Origin of the sequence: Pseudomonas gessardii, from assembly GCF_001983165.1 — a bacterium.
Classification (GTDB): Bacteria; Pseudomonadota; Gammaproteobacteria; order Pseudomonadales; family Pseudomonadaceae; genus Aquipseudomonas; species Aquipseudomonas gessardii.
In genome coordinates this window covers 235,174-253,806 of record NZ_MNPU01000002.1, presented here as the reverse complement: position 1 = coordinate 253,806, position 18,633 = coordinate 235,174, and the positions used below count along the sequence as shown (strand labels likewise).

22 protein-coding genes and 4 tRNA genes are annotated in these 18,633 nt (G+C 61.5%); 8 read left to right on the top strand and 18 right to left on the bottom strand.

Annotation, left to right across the window (positions count from 1 at the left end):
- Positions 1-174 precede the first annotated feature (174 nt).
- The 11 genes from BLL38_RS03400 to uvrB form a co-directional block, all read right to left on the bottom strand.
- Complete coding sequence (locus BLL38_RS03400; RefSeq protein WP_076961349.1) at positions 175-624, bottom strand: Hsp20 family protein; 450 nt, start codon at positions 622-624, stop codon at positions 175-177.
- A 117-nt stretch (positions 625-741) separates the two neighbouring features.
- Positions 742-1,701, bottom strand: a complete 960-nt coding sequence (locus BLL38_RS03395) for a tRNA dihydrouridine synthase (RefSeq protein ID WP_076961348.1) — start codon at positions 1,699-1,701, stop codon at positions 742-744.
- A gap of 67 nt (positions 1,702-1,768) precedes the next feature.
- Positions 1,769-2,200, bottom strand: a complete 432-nt coding sequence (locus BLL38_RS03390; protein WP_076961347.1) for an acyl-CoA thioesterase — start codon at positions 2,198-2,200, stop codon at positions 1,769-1,771.
- 55 nt (positions 2,201-2,255) lie between these two features.
- Positions 2,256-3,089 carry an alpha/beta hydrolase gene (locus BLL38_RS03385; protein ID WP_076961346.1) on the bottom strand — a complete coding sequence of 278 codons (834 nt, stop codon included), beginning with the start codon at positions 3,087-3,089 and terminating at the stop codon, positions 2,256-2,258.
- Positions 3,090-3,119: 30 nt separating this feature from the next.
- Positions 3,120-3,659, bottom strand: a complete 540-nt coding sequence (locus BLL38_RS03380) for a TetR/AcrR family transcriptional regulator (protein WP_076961345.1) — start codon at positions 3,657-3,659, stop codon at positions 3,120-3,122.
- Positions 3,660-3,841: 182 nt separating this feature from the next.
- A tRNA-Glu gene (locus tag BLL38_RS03375) sits at positions 3,842-3,917 on the bottom strand.
- Positions 3,918-3,995: 78 nt separating this feature from the next.
- Positions 3,996-4,071 (bottom strand) — tRNA-Ala (locus BLL38_RS03370).
- Positions 4,072-4,121: 50 nt separating this feature from the next.
- Positions 4,122-4,197, bottom strand: a tRNA-Glu gene (locus BLL38_RS03365).
- Between the two features lie 78 nt (positions 4,198-4,275).
- Positions 4,276-4,351 (bottom strand) — tRNA-Ala (locus BLL38_RS03360).
- A 147-nt stretch (positions 4,352-4,498) separates the two neighbouring features.
- On the bottom strand, positions 4,499-5,980 hold the full coding sequence (gltX, locus tag BLL38_RS03355) for a glutamate--tRNA ligase (protein ID WP_076961357.1): 1,482 nt from the start codon (positions 5,978-5,980) through the stop codon (positions 4,499-4,501).
- Between the two features lie 180 nt (positions 5,981-6,160).
- Complete coding sequence (uvrB, locus tag BLL38_RS03350; RefSeq protein ID WP_076961344.1) at positions 6,161-8,176, bottom strand: excinuclease ABC subunit UvrB; 2,016 nt, start codon at positions 8,174-8,176, stop codon at positions 6,161-6,163.
- Between the two features lie 343 nt (positions 8,177-8,519).
- Here uvrB and BLL38_RS03345 point away from each other — a divergent pair, with 343 nt between their 5' ends.
- Entirely contained in the window at positions 8,520-9,716 is a 1,197-nt protein-coding gene (locus BLL38_RS03345; RefSeq protein ID WP_076961343.1) for an amino acid aminotransferase, read from the top strand.
- Between the two features lie 105 nt (positions 9,717-9,821).
- Positions 9,822-10,031 (top strand): hypothetical protein, encoded by a 210-nt coding sequence (locus BLL38_RS03340; protein ID WP_057438594.1) that lies wholly within the window; start codon positions 9,822-9,824, stop codon positions 10,029-10,031.
- Here the strand turns inward: BLL38_RS03340 and ptrR are convergent.
- Entirely contained in the window at positions 10,028-10,909 is an 882-nt protein-coding gene (gene ptrR / locus BLL38_RS03335; RefSeq protein WP_076961342.1) for a putrescine utilization regulator PtrR, read from the bottom strand. The two genes, BLL38_RS03340 and ptrR, sit on opposite strands and share 4 nt — an antisense overlap.
- A 104-nt stretch (positions 10,910-11,013) precedes the next feature.
- Here ptrR and BLL38_RS03330 point away from each other — a divergent pair, with 104 nt between their 5' ends.
- From BLL38_RS03330 to BLL38_RS03320, 3 genes are all read left to right on the top strand, one after another.
- Positions 11,014-12,405 (top strand): aldehyde dehydrogenase family protein, encoded by a 1,392-nt coding sequence (locus BLL38_RS03330; protein WP_076961341.1) that lies wholly within the window; start codon positions 11,014-11,016, stop codon positions 12,403-12,405.
- An 82-nt stretch (positions 12,406-12,487) separates the two neighbouring features.
- Positions 12,488-13,351: a sensor domain-containing diguanylate cyclase gene (locus BLL38_RS03325; RefSeq protein WP_076961340.1), complete on the top strand. Its 864-nt coding sequence runs from the start codon at positions 12,488-12,490 to the stop codon at positions 13,349-13,351.
- A 254-nt stretch (positions 13,352-13,605) separates the two neighbouring features.
- Positions 13,606-13,842 (top strand): DUF6124 family protein, encoded by a 237-nt coding sequence (locus tag BLL38_RS03320; RefSeq protein WP_076961339.1) that lies wholly within the window; start codon positions 13,606-13,608, stop codon positions 13,840-13,842.
- Here the strand turns inward: BLL38_RS03320 and BLL38_RS03315 are convergent.
- Positions 13,839-14,072 (bottom strand): hypothetical protein, encoded by a 234-nt coding sequence (locus tag BLL38_RS03315; RefSeq protein ID WP_076961338.1) that lies wholly within the window; start codon positions 14,070-14,072, stop codon positions 13,839-13,841. The genes BLL38_RS03320 and BLL38_RS03315 overlap by 4 nt on opposite strands.
- A 226-nt stretch (positions 14,073-14,298) precedes the next feature.
- On the opposite strand from BLL38_RS03315, the gene BLL38_RS03310 reads away from it, so the two are divergent.
- Positions 14,299-15,345, top strand: a complete 1,047-nt coding sequence (locus tag BLL38_RS03310; RefSeq protein WP_076961337.1) for an NAD(P)/FAD-dependent oxidoreductase — start codon at positions 14,299-14,301, stop codon at positions 15,343-15,345.
- A gap of 18 nt (positions 15,346-15,363) precedes the next feature.
- Here BLL38_RS03310 and BLL38_RS03305 read toward each other — a convergent pair whose 3' ends face one another.
- The 5 genes from BLL38_RS03305 to BLL38_RS03285 form a co-directional block, all read right to left on the bottom strand.
- Positions 15,364-15,579, bottom strand: coding sequence for a cytoplasmic protein (locus tag BLL38_RS03305; protein ID WP_232243855.1), 216 nt, complete (start codon positions 15,577-15,579; stop codon positions 15,364-15,366).
- A 67-nt stretch (positions 15,580-15,646) separates the two neighbouring features.
- The gene (locus BLL38_RS03300; RefSeq protein WP_076961335.1) at positions 15,647-16,348 is read right to left on the bottom strand and encodes a glutamine amidotransferase; all 702 of its coding nucleotides are present in this window, start codon (positions 16,346-16,348) and stop codon (positions 15,647-15,649) included.
- Positions 16,349-16,389: 41 nt separating this feature from the next.
- Positions 16,390-16,668: a Rho-binding antiterminator gene (locus BLL38_RS03295; RefSeq protein ID WP_076961334.1), complete on the bottom strand. Its 279-nt coding sequence runs from the start codon at positions 16,666-16,668 to the stop codon at positions 16,390-16,392.
- A gap of 10 nt (positions 16,669-16,678) precedes the next feature.
- Complete coding sequence (locus BLL38_RS03290; RefSeq protein WP_076961333.1) at positions 16,679-16,933, bottom strand: DUF2024 family protein; 255 nt, start codon at positions 16,931-16,933, stop codon at positions 16,679-16,681.
- 32 nt (positions 16,934-16,965) lie between these two features.
- Entirely contained in the window at positions 16,966-17,196 is a 231-nt protein-coding gene (locus BLL38_RS03285; protein WP_076961332.1) for a thioredoxin family protein, read from the bottom strand.
- A 115-nt stretch (positions 17,197-17,311) separates the two neighbouring features.
- On the opposite strand from BLL38_RS03285, the gene BLL38_RS03280 reads away from it, so the two are divergent.
- Together BLL38_RS03280 and BLL38_RS03275 are read left to right on the top strand one after the other, a co-directional pair.
- Positions 17,312-17,881: a MarR family winged helix-turn-helix transcriptional regulator gene (locus BLL38_RS03280; RefSeq protein ID WP_076961331.1), complete on the top strand. Its 570-nt coding sequence runs from the start codon at positions 17,312-17,314 to the stop codon at positions 17,879-17,881.
- Positions 17,878-18,564, top strand: coding sequence for an MOSC domain-containing protein (locus BLL38_RS03275; RefSeq protein WP_076961330.1), 687 nt, complete (start codon positions 17,878-17,880; stop codon positions 18,562-18,564). Before BLL38_RS03280 ends, BLL38_RS03275 begins: the two co-directional genes overlap by 4 nt.
- The last annotated feature ends 69 nt before the right edge of the window (positions 18,565-18,633 follow it).

The window sequence follows — 18,633 nt, the reverse complement described above, 5'->3', positions numbered from 1 at the left end:
TGGCTAACACTTCCCCTTGCCGGGTGTGTAGAGGACTTTCACCTCCCAGTCACCAGCGTGGCCACCACAGCCAAGCTGGTTGCGCTTGCGCGCAACGCGCCATGCCTGGCGCACCAAAAAAAGGGCGCCTGGGGCGCCCTTTATAGAGGTAATGAAAAACTTAAAAACATGAACTCAATGTTGCAGGACCGGTTTCTGCGCCCCATTGATCGGAATGCGCTTGGCCTTTGCCTCTTCCGGCACAACCCGCAACAGGTCGATACTCAGCAAGCCATTACTCAGGTCGGCAGCCTTGATTTCAATATGGTCCGCCAAGCGGAACGACAATTTGAAGGCGCGCTGGGCAATGCCCTGGTGCAGATACGTGACGCTTTCAGCCTGGGTGTCGCGCTTGCCGCCACTGACGGTCAAGACGCCTTTCTCCACCTGCAACTCCAGATCGTCTTCGTGGAAACCGGCGGCCGCGATGACAATGCGGTATTGGTCTTCGCCATGTTTCTCGACGTTGTAGGGTGGGTAGCTGCTGCCCGGCTCATTGCGCAATGCGGTTTCAAACAGGTCGTTGAAACGATCGAAACCCACGGAAGAGCGGAACAGCGGCGCCAGGGAAAATGCGGTACTCATGGTCAAATCTCCTGAAATATCAGCAAGGTTCTTTATCTCCACGACCCGAATTCGGCATCGTGTAATCCCTAGATAAGGACCGCCACTTACATTTCAAGAGAGGCCGTAAGAAAATTTTCAAGCCCCTTGGGGGTGGGGCATACCGAGTAAACGGCTGACCTGCTGAAGGTCGGTTTCCCGGCGCAATGCGGTAAACAACTCCACCGCTTGCGGATAATTTCGCGTCAGCATGGCCAGCCACTGCTTCAGGCGGCCCGGTGCCTGGCGCTCAGTCAATTGCGCTACAGACTGCGTCCAGAACGCCTGGAGCATGGGCTGCATAGCCTCCCAGGTCATCTCTACCACGTCTTCGCCAACCCGCGCAGCAGCAATTTGCCGAGCCAGGTCGGGACGTGCGACCAGTCCGCGACCGAGCATGATGTCTTCGACACCGCTGATCTCCCGGCAACGGCGCCAGTCTTCGACGCTCCAGATATCGCCATTGGCAAATACCGGCACCTTGACCACGTCCTGCACACGCGGGATCCACTCCCAGTGCGCCGGCGGCTTGTAGCCATCAGCCTTGGTCCGCGCATGCACCACAATGTGCGCCGCACCGCCTTCGGCCAGGGCCGTGGCGCACACTAGCGCGCCGTCCGGGCTGTCGAAGCCCAGGCGCATCTTGGCGGTCACCGGGATATGCGCCGGCACGGCACGGCGTACGTGCTCGACGATCTGGTTGAGCAGTTCCGGCTCCTTGAGCAGCACCGCGCCCCCACGGGACTTGTTGACGGTCTTGGCCGGGCAGCCGAAGTTCAGGTCGATCACTTCAGAACCCAGTTCACAGGCCAGCGCGGCGTTTTCCGCCAGGCACACGGGGTCGGAACCCAGCAACTGCACGCGCAACGGCACGCCCGCAGCGGTCTTGGCGCCGTGCAGCAGTTCAGGGGCAAGCTTGTGGAAATAGGCCGGGGTCAGCAGGCGGTCGTTGACCCGGATAAATTCGGTCACGCACCAATCGATACCGCCGACCTGGGTCAGCACGTCCCGCAGGATGTTGTCGACCAACCCCTCCATGGGCGCCAAAGCAATTTGCATGGAAAACACTCAACAAAAATCGTGGCGCAGTTTACTGGGTTTCCCACAGTAACCGTTAACTCCCTTGTCAGATGTGCAGCGCCACGCCATAGCCCTCGATAAACTCCGCCGGCATGCGCTTGGGCTTGCCGCTGGAGAGTTCGATACAGACAAAGGTGGTTTGCGCACGCAACAAGGTGGTGCCATCACTGGGGCGCATCAGTTGGAAGCGCCGGGTCATTTTCAGGCGCTGGTCCCAATCGACAATCCAGGTCGCCAGTTGCAGCTCATCGCCTTCGTAGCCGGCGGCCAGGTAATCGATTTCATGACGCACCACCGCCATCGCCCGATCCAGGCGGCGGTATTCGGTGAGGTCCAGGCCCAGGCGCTGGGAGTGGCGCCAGGCGCAGCGCTCCAGCCAGGATACGTAGACGGCATTATTGGCATGCCCCAGGCCGTCGATGTCCTCAGGGGCCACCTGCAGATCGATGATAAACGGCTTTGCCAAGTCCCAGCCCATGCCCAGCTCCCGGTCGATGAATGTCGGCGGGGAGCAGTGTAACCCATCGTTGGGCTCAAGCGGTTTGCCGCGCCGGCTCACGACAGCCGGCCAGCAGCGCCAGCACGCCTTCGACCACTCGCGGGTCCGCCAGGACCCTCTGGTGCCCGCCCTGCTCCAGGCGCAACAGGCGGCTGTCGAACCAGGCCTCGTGGATCATCTGCGAGGCTTTGACCGGGACGAAGGTGTCGTCTTCGGCATGCACGATCAGCCCCGGGATATTCATTTGATAACGGGCCACATCCAGGTGCTTGAGCGGAATGCCGAGGGAGTACTCGACCTCCCGGATAAACGCCGCCCGCGCCCGCTCCGGCATGCCGACCACCCCGGCAAAGCCGCGCAATACATCGAGCAAGCGTGAAGGAGCAGCAATGCTCACCAACGCCTTGGTACGCAGGCCCAACTGGATAGCCAGCATCGCACTGGCGCCTCCCATGGAGTGGCCGACCACCGCGTGCAGCGGCGGCAACTCAGCGGCAGCCTCCAGCATCGCCCGGGCAAACAGCACCACATGGGCTTCACGGCCCGGCGAGCGACCATGGGCCGGGCCGTCGAGGGCAATCACCGAATAGCCGGCGCCCACCAAGGCGTCGATCAAGCTGGCGAACTGGGTCGGGCGCCCTTCCCAGCCGTGCATCATCAACACCGCCGGGCCCTGGCCCCAGCGCAGGGCCGAGAGGCCAAAACGCAAGGTGATGCGCTCGGCCTGCGCCAGCAGCGGCAACTCCCAATCACGGGGCGGCAGGTCCCGTGGCGTCATGAAGGCGCGACGCATCTGGTTGGCGATGGTCTGCGGCGCCAGCCTGCCCACGGTGCCGTTGACACGGCGAATCCAGCTCAAGGTGCTCATCCACTCACTCCCCAGGCTCACAAGCCTTGTTCAACGCACCGCCGACTTGGAGGCGCGCAATACACGGTCCGACAATTCTCCCGGCCCCAAGGCCCGGGCCAATGCCAGGCCGCCAATCATCAAGGCCATGTCGGCCAGGGCCTTGTCGGTGTCTTCCGGGCTGGCGGCCAGTTGTGCGGCCATCAGCTCGACATGCTGGTTCAGTACATTGCGAAACTCATCCGGCAGGCGGTTCATCTCGCCGACCGTGGCCGGGATCGGGCAGGCCTGGGCAGTAGAATCGCGGTGCTTGCGCGACAGGTAGAACGCCGCCGCCAGGGTTCGACGCTCTTCGCCTGTCAGGCTGGAGTCCATGTCGTCGATAGACGCCCGGCGCCGCGCCAATAGCCGCTCGAACGCCTCCAGCATCAAGGCGTCCTTGCTTTCAAAGTGGGCGTAGAACCCCCCCACGGTCAGCCCCGCCGCCCCCATGACGTCACCCACGCTCGGCTCGACCGGGCCATGCTGGATCAGCGCGGAGCTGGCGGCCTGCAGAATACGTTCACGGGTTTGCGCTTTTTTATCGCTCATGATGGCCTCCAAATATTACACTCGAAATATTATACGCATAATAATTTTTGGCAAGCGCTGAATTCGACCGCTGGTCAGAAGAAGTTTTTGGAAGAGGGAGGGAGAAAACCCAAACGCCAGACAAACAAAAGGGCCATTCAATAATTGAATGACCCTTAAAAATCCCGCAGAGCGGGTAATCGTGGCGTCCCCTAGGGGACTCGAACCCCTGTTACCGCCGTGAAAGGGCGGTGTCCTAGGCCACTAGACGAAGGGGACACAAACCTTCTATACACATGACCAGGCTGAGACTGATCGATTCAAGGACGGTGTGGCCAGAACCTTGAACCTGTAAATTGGTGGAGCTAAACGGGATCGAACCGTTGACCTCTTGCATGCCATGCAAGCGCTCTCCCAGCTGAGCTATAGCCCCGGATTTTTCGCCTCGCGGCGCAGCAGACCTTGCGAGCTGCTTGTTGAAACTGGCGTCCCCTAGGGGACTCGAACCCCTGTTACCGCCGTGAAAGGGCGGTGTCCTAGGCCACTAGACGAAGGGGACAAAACCTTCTGTACAACATGATCAAGCTGGGCCTGATCGATTCAAGGACGGTGTGGCCAGAACCTTGAACCTGTAAATTGGTGGAGCTAAACGGGATCGAACCGTTGACCTCTTGCATGCCATGCAAGCGCTCTCCCAGCTGAGCTATAGCCCCTCATCGGTGAGGACGGGGCGAATCTTAATGGCGCTTTGAAGGGCTGTCAAATTTATTTTCAACAATTTTCAAAATTTTTTGCCGGGATAACAATCACTTACCATCAAAACCCCGGAAAACCGGGGTTTTGACCTTGGCAACGCTTAACTAGGCGATAGCACCCAGCAGCTTTTCCCATTCCTTGTTTTCTTTCTTCGACACACCGCCCAGCAAATCAAGGGCTTGGCGCAGACGGAAACGGGTCAGGTCAGGGCCGAGGATTTCCATCGCATCGAGTACCGACACCGAACTGGCTTGCCCGGTAATGGCGGCAAACATCAGCGGCATCGCATCGCGCAGTTTCAACTCCAGGGACTCAACCACCGCCTGGATCGTCGCAGTGATGGCATCCTTCTCCCACTGGCGCAGGCTTTCGAGCTTCCACAGGATCAGCTGCATCAACTGGCGAACCTGATCGCCCGAGAGCTTCTTGGACTCGAACAGCTTAGGATCCGGGCTCACCCCACCGGCAAAGAAGAAGCTGGCCAGCGGCGCGACCTGGCTGAAGGTTTCCACCCTGCCCTGCACCAACGGGGCGATCTTCATCATGTACTCGGGGTTCAACGCCCACTGCTGCACGCGGCTGGCGAATTCTTCCACCGGCAGGTCCCGCAGCCATTGGCCATTGAGCCACGACAACTTCTCGATATCGAAGATCGGCCCGCCCAGGGAGACGCGGGACAAATCGAAGTGATCGACCATTTCCTGCAGCGAGAACTTCTCGCGCTCGTCCGGCATCGACCAGCCCATGCGGCCCAGGTAGTTGAGCATCGCCTCGGGCATAAAGCCCATGCGCTCGTAGAAGGTCACCGAGGTCGGGTTCTTGCGCTTGGACAGCTTGCTCTTGTCCGGGTTACGCAGCAGCGGCATGTAACACAGCTGCGGCTGTTCCCAGCCGAAGTATTCATAGAGCAGGATCAATTTAGGGGCCGACGGCAGCCATTCTTCGCCACGCAGCACATGGGTGATGCCCATCAGGTGGTCATCGACCACGTTGGCCAGGAAGTACGTCGGCAGGCCATCGGTCTTCATCAGCACTTGCATGTCCATGCGATCCCAGGGGATCTCCACGTCGCCACGCAGCATGTCGGGCACCACGCACACGCCTTCGCTCGGCACCTTCATGCGGATCACATGCGGCTCGCCGGCGGCCAGGCGCTGGGCCACTTCTTCTTTCGACAGCAGCAGCGCACGGCCATCGTAGCGCGGGGTTTCGCCACGGGCCTGTTGCTCGGCGCGCATCTGGTCCAGTTCCTCGCTGGTGCAGAAGCACGGGAAGGCGTGGCCCATATCGACCAGTTGCTGGGTGTACTGCTTGTAGATGTCGCTGCGCTCGCTCTGGCGATACGGGCCGTGCGGGCCACCGACATCCGGGCCTTCGGCCCAGGTAATGCCCAGCCAGCGCAGGGCATCGAAAATCTGCTGTTCCGACTCACGGGTCGAACGCACCTGGTCTGTGTCTTCGATCCGCAGGATGAATTCACCGCCGTGCTGCTTGGCAAAGCAGTAGTTGAACAAGGCGATGTAGGCAGTACCGACGTGGGGATCCCCAGTAGGCGATGGCGCGATGCGCGTGCGGACGGTGGTCATGGCGAGTCTCGAATGGGCAATAAAGCTGAAAATAAAACAAGGGGCGAATGGTAACAGCCCCAAGCCCCCCGGCTCCAGCATGGGCCGATCAATACCTGCGGCGCTCGCTCTTTGGACGCAGAGCGTCCTGGGCGGCGTTACCACGCAGAGCGTGGGAACGATCGCCCGGCCCGTAAAAATTCAGACCGTCAGCAACCGCTCACGCAACTTGCCAATCTCATCGCGCATCTGCGCCGCCGCTTCAAACTCCAGGTCCCGCGCCAGTTGGTACATCTTCTCTTCCAGTTGGCGGATACGCTTGGTGATTTCGCTGGGCGAGCGCAGTTCGTTTTCGTACTTGGCATTTTCCTCGGCGGCCTTGGCCATGCCTTTGCGCTTCTTACTGCGCGAACCGGGCACGGTGGCGCCTTCCATAATGTCGGCCACGTCCTTGAACACGCCCTTGGGGGTGATGCCATTGGCCAGGTTGAAGGCAATCTGCTTGTCGCGGCGGCGCTCGGTCTCGCCGATGGCCCGTTCCATGGAACCGGTGATGCGGTCGGCATACAGGATCGCGCGGCCATTGAGGTTACGTGCCGCCCGGCCGATGGTCTGGATCAAGGAGCGCTCGGAGCGCAGGAAACCTTCCTTGTCCGCGTCCAGGATCGCCACCAGCGACACCTCGGGCATGTCCAGGCCTTCGCGCAGCAGGTTGATGCCCACCAGCACATCGAACGTGCCCAAGCGCAGGTCGCGGATGATCTCCACGCGCTCCACGGTGTCGATGTCCGAGTGCAGGTAACGCACGCGCACGCCGTGGTCGGCCAGGTAGTCGGTGAGGTCTTCGGACATGCGCTTGGTCAGCGTGGTAACCAGCACCCGCTCTTCCAGGGCCACGCGCTTGGTGATTTCCGACAGCAGGTCATCGACCTGGGTCAGGGCCGGGCGGATCTCGATTTGCGGGTCGACCAGGCCGGTGGGGCGCACCAATTGCTCGATCACCCGGCCAGCATGCTCGGCCTCATAGTTGCCCGGCGTGGCGGACACAAAGATGGTCTGCGGGCTGATGCTTTCCCACTCGTCAAAACGCATCGGCCGGTTATCCAGCGCCGAGGGCAGGCGGAAGCCGTACTCCACCAGGGTTTCCTTGCGCGAGCGGTCGCCTTTATACATGGCGCCGACTTGCGGCACGCTGACGTGGGATTCGTCGATCACCAGCAATGCATCTGCCGGCAGGTAGTCGTAGAGGGTCGGCGGCGGCGCACCGGACTCACGGCCCGACAGGTAGCGCGAGTAGTTTTCGATGCCGTTGCAGTAGCCCAGCTCCAGGATCATCTCCAGGTCAAAACGCGTGCGCTGCTCCAGGCGCTGGGCTTCCACCAGCTTATTGTTGGCGCGCAGGTATTCGAGGCGCTCGGCCAGCTCGGCCTTGATCCCTTCCATGGCATCCAAAAGGGTTTCACGGGGCGTCACATAGTGGCTTTTGGGGTAGAAGGTAAAACGTGGCAGTTTGCGGATCACCTCGCCGGTCAACGGGTCGAAGGCCGACAGGCTCTCGACCTCATCGTCGAACAACTCGATACGGATCGCTTCCAGGTCCGACTCGGCCGGGTAGATATCAATCACATCGCCACGCACCCGGAAGGTGGCGCGGGCAAAGTCCATGTCATTGCGGGTGTATTGCAGGTCCGCCAGGCGCCGCAGCAAGGCGCGCTGGTCGAGTTTGTCGCCGCGATCGACGTGCAGCACCATCTTCAAATAGGTTTCCGGGCTGCCCAGGCCGTAGATGCACGAGACCGTGGTGACGATGATTGCGTCCTTGCGCTCCAGCAGCGCCTTGGTCGCCGACAGACGCATCTGCTCGATATGGTCGTTGATCGACGCATCCTTCTCGATAAAGGTATCGGAGGACGGCACATAAGCTTCCGGCTGGTAGTAGTCGTAGTAGGAAACGAAGTACTCCACCGCGTTGTTCGGGAAAAACGCCTTGAACTCACCGTACAACTGCGCAGCCAGGGTCTTGTTCGGCGCCAGCACCAGGGTCGGGCGATTCACCTGGGCGATGACGTTGGCAATGCTGAAGGTCTTGCCAGAGCCGGTCACCCCGAGCAATGTCTGGTGGGCCAGGCCGGCTTCGATGCCTTCGACCATCAGGCGGATGGCCTCGGGCTGGTCGCCGGCCGGTTCAAAGCGGGTGACTAGTTGGAAATCCGACATAACGTACCTCTTGAAGTCACCCCAGACTGTAAACCCGTCGGGGACGAAAAAGACCACGGCCCGCTCAATTCCAGAGCAGGCCGTAGGAAAAAACCATGATAACTGTAGAAGTGGAGACGAATGTGACGGGTTTCAAGGTAATCGCCCTACATGCCGCTGGCCGTCAATATTGCAATAAGACTAACGGTCGATAAATAAACCGAAAAACTTGGCCGAAAAGCCGTTTCGGCTGTCGCCGCGAGCGGTGTTGGCCTCTATACTAGCTCCCCGTTTGTGCACCGCTCTAGTGCATTCGGCTGGAGCGCGACACGTCCCTCCATTCCCCCATAGAGCTGCCGCAAAAATGAGCCTGTTCTCCGCTGTCGAAATGGCACCACGCGATCCTATCCTGGGCCTCAACGAAGCATTCAACGCCGATACCCGTACCACCAAGGTCAACCTTGGCGTAGGCGTTTACTGCAACGAGGAGGGGAAGATTCCACTCCTGCGTGCCGTTGCCGAAGCGGAAGCCATTCGCGTGGCGCAACACGCCGCCCGTGGCTACCTGCCGATCGATGGCATTGCCGCCTACGACCTGGCCGTACAGAAGCTGCTGTTTGGCGCCGAGTCGCCATTGCTGAGCGCTGGCCGCGTGATCACCGCCCAGGCTGTTGGCGGCACCGGCGCGCTGAAAATCGGTGCCGACTTCCTCAAGCAGTTGCTGCCCAATGCCGTGGTCGCCATCAGCGACCCGAGCTGGGAAAACCACCAGGCGCTGTTTGAAAAAGCCGGCTTCCCGGTGCAGACCTATCGTTACTACGATGCCGCCACCCACGATGTAAACCGCGCCGGCCTGCTGGAAGACCTCAACGCCCTGCCCGCCCAGTCCATCGTGGTGCTGCACGCCTGCTGCCACAACCCGACCGGCGTCGACCTGAGCCCGGCCGACTGGAAAGACGTACTGGAGGTGGTCAAGGCCAAGAACCTGGTGCCGTTCCTCGACATGGCCTACCAGGGCTTTGGCGACGGTATCGACGAAGATGCCGCCGCCGTGCGCCTGTTCGCCGAGTCGGGCCTGACCTTCTTTGTGTCCAGCTCGTTCTCCAAATCGTTCTCGCTGTACGGCGAGCGTGTGGGCGCCCTGTCGATCGTCAGCGAATCGAAAGAAGAAAGCGCGCGCATCCTGTCCCAGGTCAAGCGCGTGATCCGCACCAACTACTCCAACCCGCCGACCCATGGCGCAGCGATTGTCGCGGCGGTGCTCAACAGCCCGCAACTGCGCGCCCAGTGGGAAGCCGAACTGGCCGAAATGCGCCTGCGCATCCGCGGCATGCGCGAGCAGATGGTCAGCGAACTGGCCAAGGCCGCGCCAGGCCACGACTTCAGCTTCGTCGGTCGCCAGCGTGGGATGTTCTCCTACTCCGGCCTGACCGTAGAGCAGGTCACCCGCCTGCGCAACGAGTTCGGTATCTACGCCCTCGACACCGGCCGCATCTGCGTGGCGGCGTTGAACCAGGCGAACATCGGTGCCGTGACCAAGGCGATTGTGCAGGTGCTGTAAGCCTGAGCGCGGGGTACGAAGGGGGAAGCCAATGGCTTCCCCTTTCTATTTGCGGCGCCCACCCCCTAGACTGGACACCGATTGCCCCTTTGCTGTGAGAGCCCTATGAGAAACGACGACCTGGACCTGCGTGCCGACCGCGACGAACTGGACCACTTCACCCCGCGCACGCCCCCAGCCAAACGGCAAAAAAGCCTGGTGCTGCAAGTCGCCCTGGGCGTCTTCCTCGGTGGCCTGGCCCTGTGGCTGGTGCAGCTGGGCGCCACGGCGCTGATGGCGAAACTGGCGATGGGCACCCTGCAGTTTGGTGGCTAGCTTGCCGGCTCCTGCAGGGGAATGCGTTCCTCCAGCAGTTGCACAAAGCTGTCCAGACTCTGCGACACCGTACCCCGGCGCCAGATCAGCCAGGTGTTCAGCAAACGGAACTCATCTGCCAACGGCCACACACTCACCGTGGTAAACCCCGGCATGCTCTCCAGCATACTGCGTGGCATCAGCGCCAACCCTGCGCCGGCACTGACGCAGGCGAGCATGCCGTGGTACGACTCCATCTCGAAAATCTTCCCCGGCACCGCGTCGTCCTGGGAAAACCAGCGCTCAAAGTGGTGCCGATATGAGCAATTGGAACGAAAGGTATAGATGCTCGCCCCGTTCACATCCTGGCCACGGGTGATCGGCGCATGGTGCAGCGGTGCAATCACCACCATCTCTTCTTCAAACACCGCCACGCCTTCCAGGGTCGGATGCAAGACCGGGCCATCGACAAACGCCGCTGCCAGCCGGCCCGATAGCACGCCTTCGATCATGGTCCCCGAGGGCCCGGTGGTCAGGTCCAGTTCGACCTTGGCGTGTTTCTGGTTGTAGGCCGCCAGCAATGCCGGGATACGCACGGCGGCAGTGCTTTCCAGCGAGCCCAGGGCAAAAGGCCCCTGGGGCTCCTCCCCCGCCACGGTGGCGCGGGCCTCTTGCACCAGGTCGAGAATGCGCCGCGCATAGCCGAGGAAATTCCAGCCAGCAGGCGACAGGCGCAGTCGACTTTTCTCACGGATAAACAGTTCGACGCCCAAGTCCTGCTCCAACTGCTTGATGCGCGTGGTCAAGTTCGACGGCACCCGATGAATCAACTGCGCGGCGGCGCTGATGCTGCCTTGCTCGGCCACGGCCTTGAAAATTTCCAGTTGCACCAGATCCAAGTCATTCTCCAATCGTGAACGTATTACTTAATATTATTCAGTTCCCGGAAAAGGTACAGCGTCGTACGCTGGTATCCTTCCCAAATACTGCGCAGGACGGTGCCATGAACGCCATTACTCACCAGACCCATGCCTTGTCGATCAACCCCGCCACTGGCGAAACCGTCGGCCGCTACCCGTACCAATCCGCCGCGCAACTGGACGCCGCCCTCACCCGCGCCAGCACCGCCTTCCGCCACGGCCGCAACACGCCTGTGGCACAACGCGCGGCATTACTCCTGGCCCTGGCCGGCGCCCTGCGTGAACAGGCCGAAGCGATGGCGCAAATGATCACCCTGGAAATCGGCAAACCCATCGCCCAGGCCCGTGGCGAAATCGAGAAATGCGCCCTGCTGGCCGAATGGTACGCCGCCCACGGCCCGGCCATGCTCGCCCCGGAGCCGACCCTGGTGGACAACGGCAGCGCCCGGATCGAATACCGCCCACTGGGCCCGATCCTCGCCGTCATGCCGTGGAACTTCCCCGTATGGCAAGTGCTGCGCGGCGCCATACCGACCCTGCTCAGTGGCAACACCTACGTGCTCAAGCACGCACCCAACGTGATGGGCAGCGCCTACCTGATGCAACAGGCTTTCCACAAAGCCGGCTTTGCCGAAGGCCTGTTTGAAGTGATCAACGTCACCCCGGACGGCGTGTCCAAGGCCATCGCCGACCCACGCATCGCCGCCGTGACCCTGACCGGCAGCGTGCGCGCCGGCATCGCCATCGGCGCGCAAGCCGGCGCCGCGCTGAAAAAGTGTGTGTTGGAACTGGGCGGCTCCGACCCCTTTATTGTGCTCAACGACGCCGACCTCGACGCCGCCGTACAAGCCGCGGTGATCGGCCGCTTCCAGAACTGCGGCCAGGTCTGCGCCGCCGCCAAGCGCCTGATCATCGAGCAAGGCGTGGTCGAAGCCTTCACCGCCAAGTTCCTTGAAGCCAGCCGCCAACTGGTGATGGGCGACCCGACATCAAGCGACACCTATATCGGCCCCATGGCCCGCTTCGACCTGCGCGACGAGCTGCACGCACAAGTCCAGGCGACCCTGGCCGAAGGCGCCACCCTACTGCTGGGCGGCCATCCCGTCGAAGGACAGGGCAACTATTACGCGCCCACCGTCCTGGCCAATGTCACCGACCAGATGACCGCGTTCAAACAGGAACTGTTCGGCCCCGTGGCCTCGATCATCAGCGCCCGCGACGCCGAGCATGCCGTGGCCCTGGCCAACGACAGCGAGTTCGGCCTCACCGCCAGCATTTTCACCACTGACGCAGCCAAGGCACGGGAGATCGCCAACCAACTGGAAACCGGCGGGATCTTTATCAACGCCTATAGCGTGTCCGACCCTCGGGTAGCGTTTGGCGGGGTGAAAAAGAGTGGGTTTGGCCGCGAATTGTCACATTTCGGCGTGCGGGAATTCTGCAATGCGCAGACGGTATGGGTAGATCGGCGGTAGGCCGATCGTCAAGATTCCTCGTGGCCCGCTTGCGGGTTCGGGATATGATCAGGCCGTTATATGAACCGGACTCCCCTGAACCATGCCCGTTGACCTGCAAGCGCTTTATCCCAAACTGATCCACCTGATGCTGGATACGGTTTTCGTGGTCGACAGGGACAACCAGATTGCATTTGTCAGCGACGCCTGCGAGGCGCTGCTCGGCTACCGTGCCGACGAACTGACCGGGAACCTGATCACCGACTATATGCACCCCGAAGACCTGGCGGCCACCCGGGCCTCGATTATCCGGGTGATGAACGGCCAGCCCCACGTGGATTTTCGCAACCGCTATTTGCGCAAGGATGGCAGCGTCGTGCATATCCTGTGGGCGGCGTTCTGGTCTGCGGATGTGGGCGCCAGGATCGGCGTGGCGCGGGACATCACGGCCCTCACCCAGGCCGAGGAAGAACTGCGCTTCCTCGCCCATCACGACCCACTGACGGCCCTGACCAACCGCTCGCTGTTCAATGATCGCCTGGACTCGGCCTTGCGCAACGCACGCCGGCAAAAGAGCACGCTGGCCTTGCTGTTCCTGGATATCAATGACTTCAAGGGCATCAACGATGTGCACGGGCATGTCGCGGGCGACCGCGTGCTGTGCACCATTGCCCGACGCCTGGAAGCCTGCGTGCGCGGAACCGACACCGTGGCGCGGATGGGCGGGGATGAATTCACCGTGCTGTTGACGGACCTCCAGTCAGACGACACGGTGAGCGAAAAGGTGCAGCAGATTCTCGCCATCATGGCCGAGCCCCTGGGCCCCGAGTTTGGCCCGGTGAAAATGCCGTCGTGCAGTATCGGCGTGGCCCGGTACCCGGCCGACGGGGAAGATGCCGATACCCTGCTCAGCCATGCCGATGACGATATGTACCGGGTGAAGAAACTCCAGCGCGCGGCAGGGTGAAGAGGCCGCTACACCCCTCCCTCAAACAGCCACACAACCTTGCTCCGTTGCCTACGGTCACGTCAGAATCCGCCGGCTTGTGTGCTTGGGTAGACGTGCTTAAGGTTGCGCGGTCATCGACATTTAGGTGATCGGGTTTAGTAGCCTGAGGGGCGCCGGCCTTGGTTTGGATTCCCCCGGTCGACCAACCTGCGCGCAGCTGCACCCTTTTGTTTAGTAGCTCAAGGATGGCGGCCACCCTCAGGAATTCAAACATGTACAAGGTCAAACCAGGCTCAACCCTGTTCAGCGTCGCTCCCGACGCCAGCAACGAAACCCTGATCACCAACAGCTACGAGACCTTCACCTCAGTCAGCACCTTGCTGCTCGTCCTGTCCGACGACCTGAACGGCAAACACCGGGACATCGCCCTGGCTATCTACCAACTGAGCGAACTGGGCGTCCTGCTCACGGCCAAGCTCCTCGACCGCGAAACGCCCTGCCTCGGCTAGCCCTGCAACTCACCTGCCCGATGACTCGCCGCGTCGTCATACGCGACATACAACGACTCGGCGACCTGGCTTTTGATGGCTTTGCTGGCCTCCAGCCCCAACACAAACCCTTCGGCCTTGCCGCCAGCGCGGTTCAGGTCTTCAAGGGTGCTGGCGCCGGTGATCGCGTCCAGCAACTTGGCCGCGTGCGGGCCAACCCCCTTGGGCAGGCTGATCTGGTCGATGCTCATTGCGACACCTCGGACGAGGCTGGGGATGGGGTATTGCGGGTTAACAAGGTCATGTGCGGTACCTAAGAGAGCTTGGGGCCGATAGCGCGTGTAACCACTGCCGGGATGGCATGGTAGACCGGGATGGGTGAAAAGGGTTGATTTCGCCCCATAAACGATCAGGATCCCCTGCCATAGGATTGCTCACCTTGCATAGCATCGTCAGGTCAATGGAGCCTCGGTCGACATGGAAAACACGCTAAACAAACGAATCGTTGTCATTGGTGCCGGCATCGTGGGAGCGTCCCTGGCCTATCACCTGGCGGAGAAAGGCGCGAAGGTCAGCCTGGTCGAGGCTCAAGAGATAGCCTCTGGAGTGACCGCCACTTCATTCGCCTGGATCAACGCCAACCACCCAGGCCCCGACCCCATTGCACCATTACGCAGTGCGGCGATAACCGAATACCACCGACTCGAAACCCAGTTGCCTGGGCTGCAGATACGCTGGACGGGCGCCTTGTCTTACAGTGGGTTGTTACCGGCCCCGACAGGCCGGGTGTCACGCTCACAGATTCTTGACCTAGAACCCAACCTCAAGCACCCCCCTCAATATGCAACGTACGTGGCCGAAGAAGGCGCGCTGGACGCGGTGGCCGCCACCCATGTGTTGATCGCCGGCGCCCGGGCGCATGGGGCCACGGTGCTCACTCAGACCCCCGTACTCGGTTTTACAACCGAGGTTGGGCAGGTGACGGGAGTCAAGACCCCCAAGGGCATCATCAAGGCCGATCTCGTTGTACTGGCCGCCGGGACAGGCACCGTGAAACTGGCAGACATGCTGCAACTCTCCCTGCCCATAACCGCCTCTCCCTCCATCTTCATCCGCTACAAGCCACAACCCCAGCTTGTGCATACCCTTATCTCCAGCCCTGACATGGAAGTGCGCCAAAGCGCGGATGGCACGCTACTGGCGGCAGAGGATTACCTGGACGACGCCCTGGAAAACCAGCCAGGAGCGATAGCGCTGCGAACGGCCAAGGCCATCCACAATGAACTCAAGGGGGTGGTTGCGCTTGAGCCGCAATTGGCCTGTGTCGGGCTCAGGCCAATACCTGCCGATGGCATCCCCATCATTGGTTACCTGCCCAAGGTGCGGGGCGTTTATGTTTGCGCGATGCACCCCGGGGTCGCACTGGCTGCGGTCGTGGGCCGGCTGGCCAGTGAGGAGATGATTGACGGGAAGGAATCAGATGCGCTTGGGGCCTGTCGTCCAGATCGTTTTTTCCAAGAGTAGGAAATTCTGCGCCATCACCTAGGGCAAGGCAGCCCGCTTGAAAACCGGTTCGCTGTACAGGACTCGAACCCCATCCGGGCCGCTTTCAAGCAACCGGCGCTCGCTGTCGGCGACCAGGAGTTCAACGCTGTAACCGGCACCCGCCAGGCAGCGCGCAATTTCCTGCACGGCCTCATGCGCCCACGGGGTGGCGGATTCAAAATGCCCTAACAGCCTGTCGCTGCTATTAATCATGAGTCGGTATCTATTCATTGTGTTCTCTCAACATTATTCGGCGCGAAGGCGCATAGGGTGATACACGCTATACCGGACGGCAAGCCTCCAACCAGCGCGTGATTACCCGGCAAGCCGCGCTGGCCAGGTCGGGCTGCGTCGCATGCGCCTGGGCGCGCAGGGTGCGCGGATCGATGCCGGCTTGTTGCAGCTCGCTGGCGTGGCCCACCAGCCAGCTTTCTATCCGTGAAGGATCGGCCTCCAGATGAAACTGCAAGCCCAGCACGTGCTGGCCAAGGGCGAAGGCCTGGTTTTTACCGATGGCCGTGGAGGCCAGGTGGTCGGCACCACGGGGTATATCGAACTGATCGCCATGCCAGTGCAAGACAGCCACACGGTCCAGCGCAGCCAGGGGCGAGGCGTGTCCGGCGGCGGTCAGGGCAAGGGGGGCAAAACCGATTTCCTTTTGGCCCAGGGGGTAGACACTGGCACCCAGGACGCGGGCGATCAATTGGGCTCCCAGGCAGATGCCCAGTAGCGGTCGGTTGCTGGCCAGGCGTCGGCGCAGCAGCTCCTGTTCAATGGTTAAAAAGGGGTACAGCGCGTCATCGTAAGCGCCGATGGGGCCACCCAGAACCACCAGCAGCTCCGGGCTTTCCACATCCAGTTCAGCGAGGTTATCCAGGGTGGCATCGACATACTGCACCTGATAATCCAGTTCGTGCAGCAGCGGTTCCAGCGTCCCCAGGTCCTCAAAGTGCAGATGGCGAATGGCAAGGGCGGTTTTCATGGTGGGCCTCTCGATCAATCCAGTGATATGTAAAACACGGTTCAGACCGCGCAGTGACTTCCCGCCAGCTCGATACGGCCAAAACTGGCATGGGGCTCAAGCGCCGTGATCGCCAGCAGTTGGTCGAGACGTAGTTCGACCGGCTCGTCATCGCGGTGCAGCACCAAAAATTCTTCCTTGCTCGCCGCAGTCCGCGTCGTCAGCGCCCTGGCTGCGAAGGTACGCCCATCGACGGTTTCGATCAGCAGGCGGTAACGATACAGGCAAGCGATCTCCAGGTAGTCGTGCAAATCGCAGTGCAGGGGCTGATACGCGTTCATGGCGTGTCTCCTAGCAACCTTCCAGGGGAATGATGTAGTAGCCCTGCCCTGTGACGGCTGCAGCGATTTCGGGGTGGGCCGGCTCACTGTGGCAGAACTGGCACCGGCTCTGTTCGATATCGGCATCTTGCACGCCGCGCGTGGCCATCCAGTCGCGGGCGTACTGGGTCGCGCGGGCCTGATCGGTGCCTTCAATCAGCACATCGAAATGCAGGTAACGGCCCTCGCGGGTACGCACATGGGTGTCGAATACATTGACTCTCATCACTTTTCCTCCTTCAGGTAGCCCGCTACGCCTTACTTCAGGTCGTCGATGGACGCACCGAAATTCAGATGCAGCACTTGGTCATCGTGAACAAACGCGGGGACCGACTTGACCCCGGCCAGTTCGGCTTCAGCAATGCGCTGGGGTTGTTCGCCAAGGTGGACAACCTCGACCTTGAGAGCCGGATCCAGCAGGTTGAGCAGGGTCTGCTCGGCGGAAATACACACGGAGCAGCCGGCGTGGTAGAAGCGTGCGGTGGACATGTTGAGTCTCCTTCGTTGATTTGGTGTCGGATCGACACCTAGCGCCAGATTACCCTCGCCTCGCCATTTGTCAATATAGTATTTAATCGATACTATGTATCGACAGGAGTGACTTATGTCCGACACAACCCTTTTCGATCTGCTTGAAAGACTCGCCAGCCTCAGCCGCATCTGGTTCCGCCAGCATCCGCTGCTGGCCGAGTTGCAACCCATCCAGTTGAGTGCACTGATGTACCTGGCGCGCTGCAACCGCTACTCCAATACGCCGTTGGGCGTGACCGACTACCTGGGCCTGACCAAGGGCACGGTGTCGCAGTCGCTCAAGGCGCTGGAGGCCAAGGGGCTGATCGTCAAAACCCAGGATGCGCGCGACAAGCGCAGCGTGCATCTGCAGTTGACCGACACGGCGCGCAGCCTGCTGGACGCTTTGTTGCCGCCGGACTTCCTCGCCGCCGGTGAAGCGCGCATGGGCGCACGCGGCGCGCAACTGGAGGCGCTGTTGGGCGAGTTACTGCGTGAAGTGCAGCGCAGCGCGGATGTGCCCAGTTTCGGCCTGTGCCGCACCTGTCGCTTCCACCAGCAGGCCGGGGACCTGCCGTTCTGCGGCCTGACCCAGGAGCCTCTGGCGCCAAGCGACGCCGCGCTGATCTGTCGTGAACATCAAACCCCGGAGGTCCCTGCATGAGCTTGCCCACTATTCGCCTCGACACCCTGCTTACCGGTCCCGCACAGCCATTCACCCGCCCGGGCTCGCAGAGCGCCATCGACAAACAGCCGCGACACGGCCAACTCAAGCTCTCCACCCTCGGCCTCAGCGGCGACGAACAGGGTGACCTGCGTATCCATGGCGGGGTGGAAAAAGCCATTCACCACTACCCACTCGAACACTACGCCCTTTGGGTCGACGAGTTGGGCGCCCATCCATTGCTCGCGCAGCCAGGGGCGTTTGGCGAGAACTTCAGCACCACCGGCTGGAGCGAGCATGATGTCTGCCTGGGCGATCGTATCCAGGTCGGGACAGCACTGCTTGAGGTGTCCCAGGGGCGTATGCCGTGCTGGAAGCTCAGTGACCGCTTCGCCGTCCCCCAACTGGCCCTGCGCGTGCAGCAGTCGGGCCGCACGGGCTGGTACTACCGGGTGCTGGAGGAAGGCCTGGTGAGTGCGGGCGACAACCTGCAAATGGTCGAGCGGCCATTTGCCGACTGGTCACTGGCACGTTTGTCCGCCGTGCTGTTCGACAAACGGGTGGAGCCCGAACTGCTGCGCGAATGCCTGGCCCTGCCGTTGGTGCCCTCGTGGCGGCGTACGCTGGAGCGGCGGCTGGAGAAAGGCCTGATCGAGGACTGGGCGCCCCGCCTGCAGGGCTGAACCGCATAGGGCTCTGCTATAACTGGGGCTTGGAGGTTGACGACGTCGCGTCGCCGGGTGCTTCGCCAG